This is a genomic window from Allobosea sp. 05T422_2 (genome assembly GCF_056396265.1).
This window is the reverse complement of the sequence record NZ_JBFTLD010000056.1, coordinates 24,608-30,722: the sequence shown is the minus strand read 5'-3', so window position 1 is coordinate 30,722 and position 6,115 is coordinate 24,608. Positions and strand designations below refer to the sequence as shown.

Annotated in this window: 5 protein-coding genes; 1 reads left to right on the top strand and 4 read right to left on the bottom strand. The window is 64.3% G+C overall.

Annotation, left to right across the window (positions count from 1 at the left end; translation table 11 throughout):
- Window positions 1–261: 261 nt before the first annotated feature.
- Window positions 262–672, bottom strand: a complete 411-nt coding sequence (locus AC1DJT_RS12880) for an acyl-CoA thioesterase (protein WP_476834181.1) — start codon at window positions 670–672, stop codon at window positions 262–264.
- Between the two features lie 240 nt (window positions 673–912).
- On the opposite strand from AC1DJT_RS12880, the gene AC1DJT_RS12875 reads away from it, so the two are divergent.
- A complete protein-coding gene (locus AC1DJT_RS12875) occupies window positions 913–1,335 on the top strand; it encodes a VOC family protein (protein WP_476771042.1) in 423 nt (140 codons plus the stop codon).
- Here AC1DJT_RS12875 and AC1DJT_RS12870 read toward each other — a convergent pair whose 3' ends face one another.
- From AC1DJT_RS12870 to AC1DJT_RS12860, 3 genes are all read right to left on the bottom strand, one after another.
- Window positions 1,336–2,559, bottom strand: coding sequence for an MFS transporter (locus AC1DJT_RS12870; RefSeq protein WP_476834180.1), 1,224 nt, complete (start codon window positions 2,557–2,559; stop codon window positions 1,336–1,338).
- 204 nt (window positions 2,560–2,763) lie between these two features.
- Entirely contained in the window at window positions 2,764–4,257 is a 1,494-nt protein-coding gene (locus AC1DJT_RS12865) for an aldehyde dehydrogenase family protein (protein ID WP_476834182.1), read from the bottom strand.
- Entirely contained in the window at window positions 4,160–5,815 is a 1,656-nt protein-coding gene (locus AC1DJT_RS12860; protein WP_476834179.1) for an acetolactate synthase large subunit, read from the bottom strand. Before AC1DJT_RS12860 ends, AC1DJT_RS12865 begins: the two co-directional genes overlap by 98 nt.
- Window positions 5,816–6,115: the final 300 nt, after the last annotated feature.

Here is a 6,115-nt window from a genome sequence, read left to right as displayed (position 1 = left end):
TAGTCGATGAGCGCAAAGGTGAGGCCAATCAGCAGCGGCGCGGTCAGCCCGAACATGATCAAAACGCCACCGTCCTCACGATGGACGAGCTTCTTGAGCGCGGCGTAAAGGCGGTTCGAGCGAAGCGACATGATGGTGGGCCCCAGGGTTTGAGGGAGCAAACCATCCCCACCTGTCACAAGCGTTAATTGTTTCGGGCGACCTCACGGAGCAGTGAAGAATCCATTAGCGCAATCGCCATTTCTTGCACCGATCAGGCGCTCATGCGCCCGGAAGCGGCGGTACCGGCCGCGGACGGCMCTCCTCGTCGATCGCAACGAAGGTGAAGGTCGCATCGGTGACCTTCTCGTGCAGGGTCGTCCGAAAGCGCTTCGCCCAGGCCTCGACATGGATCTTCATCGAGGTCCGGCCAACGGATTCGACTTGGGTGTAGACGCTGAGGACATCGCCGACCTTGACCGGGCGGATGAAAGTCATGGCTTCGACCGCGATCGTCACCACCCTGCCCTGTGCACGATCGACGCCGGCTATTCCACCGGCCGAATCCATCCGAGACATCACCCAGCCGCCGAAGATATCGCCATTGGCATTGGTATCGGCCGGCATGGCGATGGTGCGAACCGTCAAATCGCCCAACGGCTCCTCGTCCGGCTTTAGGCCTGGCTCGATCATCTCTGCTCCCTTCCTCTCCGACATGGAGGGAATGGAGCACATGACGCAGCATCGGCGCCAGCGCGAAGCCTGTGGCAATCCCCACGAACGGCCTCGAAACAATTGCGCAGGAGCCGGCGAAGCTCCTTCCGGCATCGCCCTTGAGAAGGGAAAACCAGCCGCTGCTGGAGAGGCTCCCTGCGGCGCTGACGATCCATGGATCGCGCTCCTGCGCTAAGATCAGTCGTTGAGGAGGACGCCATGACGAGACCACCCGCCATGATTTGCATTTCGCTGCGCTATGCCGATGCTCCGCGCGTGTATGACTGGCTGATCGAGGCCCTCGGCTTCGAGAAGCACGCCGCCTATTACTCGGACGACGGCAAGACGCTGCTCCATGGCGAGCTTCGCATGGGCGAGAGCTTCGTGATGCTCGGCTCTGCCGACAACAATCCCTTCGGCAAGCTGGTTTCACGCCCGGCTGAGCTCGGTGGCACCACAGCCTCGCCCTATATCGCAACCGACGATATCGATGCCCGGTGCGAGCGCGCCCGCAAGGCCGGTGCCGAGATCAGCATGGAGCCGACCGACCAGCCCTATGGCAGCCGCGACTTCATCTGCAAGGATCCGGAGGGGCATGTCTGGTGCTTCGGCACCTATCGGCCGGGACCGATGGCGGGGTGATCAGGCTGGCTGCAACCGCGGCCTTGCCCGCAGCATCAGCCAGGAGACCACGGCGAGATTGATCAGGTTCCAGGCCAGCCCGTTCAGGAAGGCAACCCTGTAGGAGGCAAAGAGGTCGTAGATCAGCCCGGAGATATAGCCGCCGAAGGCCATGCCGAGAATCGTCGCCGACATCACGATGCCGATCCGCACCCCGGCCTCCTTGGCCGGCAGGTACTCGCGGATGATCACCGCATACATCGGCACGATCCCGCCCTGGAACAGACCAAAGATGCCGGTGACGATGTAGAGCGAGGTCAGCCCGTGGAAAAAGAGATAGAGGAAGAGCGCAACACCCTGCATCACCGAGCCAAGCGCCAGGGTTGCCGCTCCGCCGATCCTGTCAGAGACGAAGCCGGAACCGATGCGGCTGACGATGCCGAGCAGCAGCATCAACGAGAGCATTTCGGCGCCACGCGCGACGCCGTAGCCAAGGTCGCCGCAATAGGCGACGATATGGACCTGCGGCATCGCCATTGCGACGCAGCAGGCGAAGCCGGCGACCGACAGCAGCAACTGCAGCTGGTTCGCTGAAAGACCGAGATCCCCGCGAGCCCCGGCACTCGAAGCCTCGGCCGCTGCCAGCGTTTCGGCGGCCGGGCGCCTGCGGAAGAACAGGGAAAGCGGCACCAGCACAACCAGCGCCGTCAGGCCGATGCCGATATGCGTGGCGCGCCAGCCATGGTTCTGCAATCCCCAGGTGATCACCTGCGGCCAGATCACGCCCGCGAGATAGCTGCCGGATGCGCCGAAGACCACGGCGAGCCCGCGATGCTTGCGGAACCAGTGCGAGAGATCGGCGATCAGAGGCGAGAACCCCGCAGCGCCGCCGATCCCGATCAGCAGGCCGTGGGCGAGAGCGAATTGCCAGAGCGTGCCGGCAAGACCCGCAAGCATATAGCCCGCACCGAGGAAGACTCCACCCATCACGATCGGAACGACGATGCCGTAACGATCGGCGATCCGGCCCATCAGGATATTGCCGACGCCGAAACCGAGCATGACGGCGGTGTAGGGCAGCGAAGCGCCCGCCCGCGCCGTGCCGAACTCAGCCTGAACGGAGGGAAGCACGACGACCACCGACCAGGTGCCGACGCAGGCGACGGTGCCGACGAGCAGCGCCATCGCCAGCCGCAGCCAGGCATAGGAGGAATCAGGCGCGTAGCGCTCGTGCTGGAGAGACATGTTTCCTCGCCGGCCGATTTCGCAGAACGGCTCTCTTATGACGCGGCGATGATTAGGCACCGCGAACCCACGCGGCAAGCGCTCCGGCCGCAGTGGGGCACGGCGTCCGCAGCACGACGCGGCAGTTCTGGCATCCAAAAGGCAGACGGCGCGCGGGGTGCCTATCCCTCGGCCCGCGAGACCTCGGTTCGCCCGCGGACCAGGCTACGGACGCCGCATCATGATCATCTTCTCCTGCGCCATCTCACGCATGGTGAAGGGAATGCCGCCAATGCCGTAGCCGGACTCGCGCCGGCCCGCGAAAGGCATCCAGTCGGTCCGGAAGGCGGTCGGGTCGTTGATCATCACCGCGGAAGCATCGAGGCGGTCGGCAGCCCGCATCGCGACATCGATATCCTGCGCGAAGACGCTGGCCTGGAACGCGACCGGGAGCGAATTCGCCTGTGCGATCGCGTCATCGAGCCGCCGGTAGCGATAGACGCAGGTCACAGGCCCGAAGACCTCTTCGCGCGAGACCTTTGCCTCAGTGGACGGGTCAAGCAGCACGCTCGGTTGCAGGGTCGTTTCCGAGATGCGGCCGCCGCCGACTGCGAGCTTCGCCCCACCGCTCACGGCCTCCTCGACCCACGAGGCGATCCGGTCGGCCTCGCGGGGATGGATCAGCGGCCCGACTTCGGTATCGGCAAGCGTCGGATCCCCGACACGCAGCTTCGCAACCCGCGCGATCAAGCGTTCGGTGAATGCCGCAGCGATGTCCTCATGCACGAAGATGCGCTGCGTCGACACGCAGACCTGCCCTGCATGATAGTAGCCGCCCTTGACGATCGGCTCGATGATACGGTCGAGATCGGCGCTGCGATCGACGATCGCAGGTGCCGCTCCGCCATGCTCCAGCGCCGAGCGTGCGCCATGGGCAAGCTTGCTGTGCAGATACCAGCCGACCTTCGCCGAGCCGATGAAGCTCAGGAAACCGATGCGCCGGTCTATCGCCAATTTCTCGGCAAGCGCATTGCTCTCAGGAATGAAGCTCTGGCACCAGGCCTCCGGCAAGCCGGCTTCGTGAACGAGAGCCACGAAGTCGCGGCAGGAAAGCGGCGTCGGGCCGGCCGGCTTGATGATCACCGGACAGCCGACGGCGATCGCCGGAGCGACCTGATGCACGATCAGGTTCAGCGGATGGTTGAAGGCCGAGATCGCGGCGACGATCCCGATCGGCTCCTTGGTGGTGAAGGCCCAGCGGCCCGCTCCCGCCGCCGAGAGGCCCAGCGGAATCTCGCGCCCGGCAAAATTCCGCAGCTCGTCGGCGGCATTGTGCACGCCGTCGATTGCGCGGGTGGTTTCGACGATGGCGTCCGGCAGCGGCTTGCCACCCTCGCGCGCGATCTGCATGGCAAAATGATCGCGTCGGGCCTCCATGAGACCGGCCAGTCGCCGTAGAATGGCGATGCGCTCATAGGGCTTCAGCCAGCCATCCCGATCCCGGAACACACGTTCGGMCGACTGCAGCTTGGCTTCGAGCGCAGCAGCGTCATCGGTCTCGATTTCGGCGATAGGAGCGCGGTCAAAGGCTTGAACAACCTGCAGCATCGTCCCTCTCCCGTCAGGCCAGCTCGATATCGGGCGTACGGTTGCGCAACTCGTCCACCAGAACGCGCGTGTTCTCGGAATAGTCGATCGGCACCTCGACGAGATGAACACCGCCACCCGCGAATGCGGCTTCCAGCGTTGGAGCAAGATCCTCCGCTGCGGCGACGCGAGACCCCTTGGCACCATAGGCTTCGGCATACCGGACGAAATCCGGATTGCCGAAGGTCAGGCCGAAATCCGGGAAATTATCGACCGCCTGCTTCCAGCGGATCATGCCATAGGCATTGTCGTTGAGGATGACGACGACGAGATTGAGGCCGAGCCGGACGGCGGTTTCCATCTCCTGCGAGTTCATCATGAAGCCGYCATCGCCGCAGACGGCCATGACGCGGCGTTCGGGATACAGCATCGCCGCCATCATCGCGGAGGGCAGCCCTGCCCCCATCGTTGCGAGCGCATTGTCGAGCAGCAGCGTATTGGCGACATGGGTGCGGTAGTTTCGGGCGAACCAGATCTTGTACATGCCGTTGTCGAGGCAGACGATGCCATCCTCCGGCATCACCTGGCGTACGTCATGGACGATGCGCTGGGGCGTGATCGGAAAGCGGTCCTCATCGGCACGGTCATTGATCCGCGCCAGGATCCTTTGGCGCAGATCGAGCAGCGACACATCGGGTTCAAGCTTGCCGCCGAGCCGTTCGGCAAGCTGCGTCACGGTCGCGCCGATATCGCCGATCACCTCGGCGTCGGGGTGGTAGACCTGCTCCACATTGGCGGATTGATAGCCGATATGGATCACCTTCGGACCGCCAGCGCTCTGCATCAGGAAGGGCGGCTTCTCGACCGTGTCGTGACCGATCGAGATGATCAGGTCGGCCCGGTTCACGGCCTCATGGACATAGTCTCGTTCGGAGAGGGCAGCGGTCCCCATATAGAGGTTCGAGCCGCCGGTGACGGCGCCCTTGCCCATCTGGGTGTTGAAGAAGGGCAGCCTTGTACGCCGCACAAAGGCCGAGAGTGCCTCGACGAGACGCGGCCGGTTGCCGGCAGCACCGATCATGACCAGCGGCCTCTTTGCCGCCAGGATCATCTCGGCCGCGCGGTCGAGCGCCGCGGTCTGCGCAACCGGCCGCTCGAGCGGATGAACCGGGATGACGGGGATGTCGTCGATCTCCTCGGCAGCGACATCCTCGGGCAACTCGAGATGCACCGGCCCCGGCCGTTCTTCCATCGCGACGCGGAAGGCGTCGCGCACAGCAGCCGGGATGCTGGCGGCGCTGACGATCTGCCGTGTCATCTTGGTCAGCGGCTTCATCGAGGCGACGACATCGACGATCTGGAAACGCGCCTGCTTGGCGGTCATGATCGCCTTCTGGCCGGTGATCATGATCATCGGCATGGCACCGAGATGGGCATAGGCCGCGCCGGTCGAAAAGTTCAGGGCACCCGGTCCGAGCGTCGCGATGCAGACCCCCGGTCGGCCCGTCAGCCGACCATGCGTCGCCGCCATGAAGGCCGCAGCCTGCTCATGCCGCGTCAGGACGAGCTTGATACCGGAATTGCGGAGGGACTCGACGACATCGAGATTTTCCTCGCCCGGCACACCGAAGATGCAGTCGACGCCCTCATTCTCGAGCGCCGCTACCAGGAGATCGGACCCCTTCTTCATCACTCGCTGCCTTTCACAAGAGCACTGCCCCGGGGGCAGAGGCTAGAGCGCCGCAGCGCGAAGGGAAAGCGTCATCGGCCACCCTGCCTCGGTATTCGTCGCGAGGACATCCCTTGCCAGGAGAGCCAACCGGCGCACCTGCAGTCGCCCCTCGTCTGCTCATGCCCAAAGATCAGATGCCGAATAGCATCGGCGGCGCGCAATTCCGGTGCACGGAAACTATCGGGCAAACGTGCAGGCTTGGCAGCGGTTGCCGCAGCGTCTCTAGGATAGCCACGCACACTTTCCGATTCGCTGGCC

Coding starts and splice junctions, on each gene's coding strand:
- AC1DJT_RS12870 (WP_476834180.1), bottom strand. CDS start 2,559: ATGTCTCTCCAGCACGAGCGCTACGCGCCTGATTCCTCCTATGCCTGG.
- AC1DJT_RS12875 (WP_476771042.1), top strand. CDS start 913: ATGACGAGACCACCCGCCATGATTTGCATTTCGCTGCGCTATGCCGAT.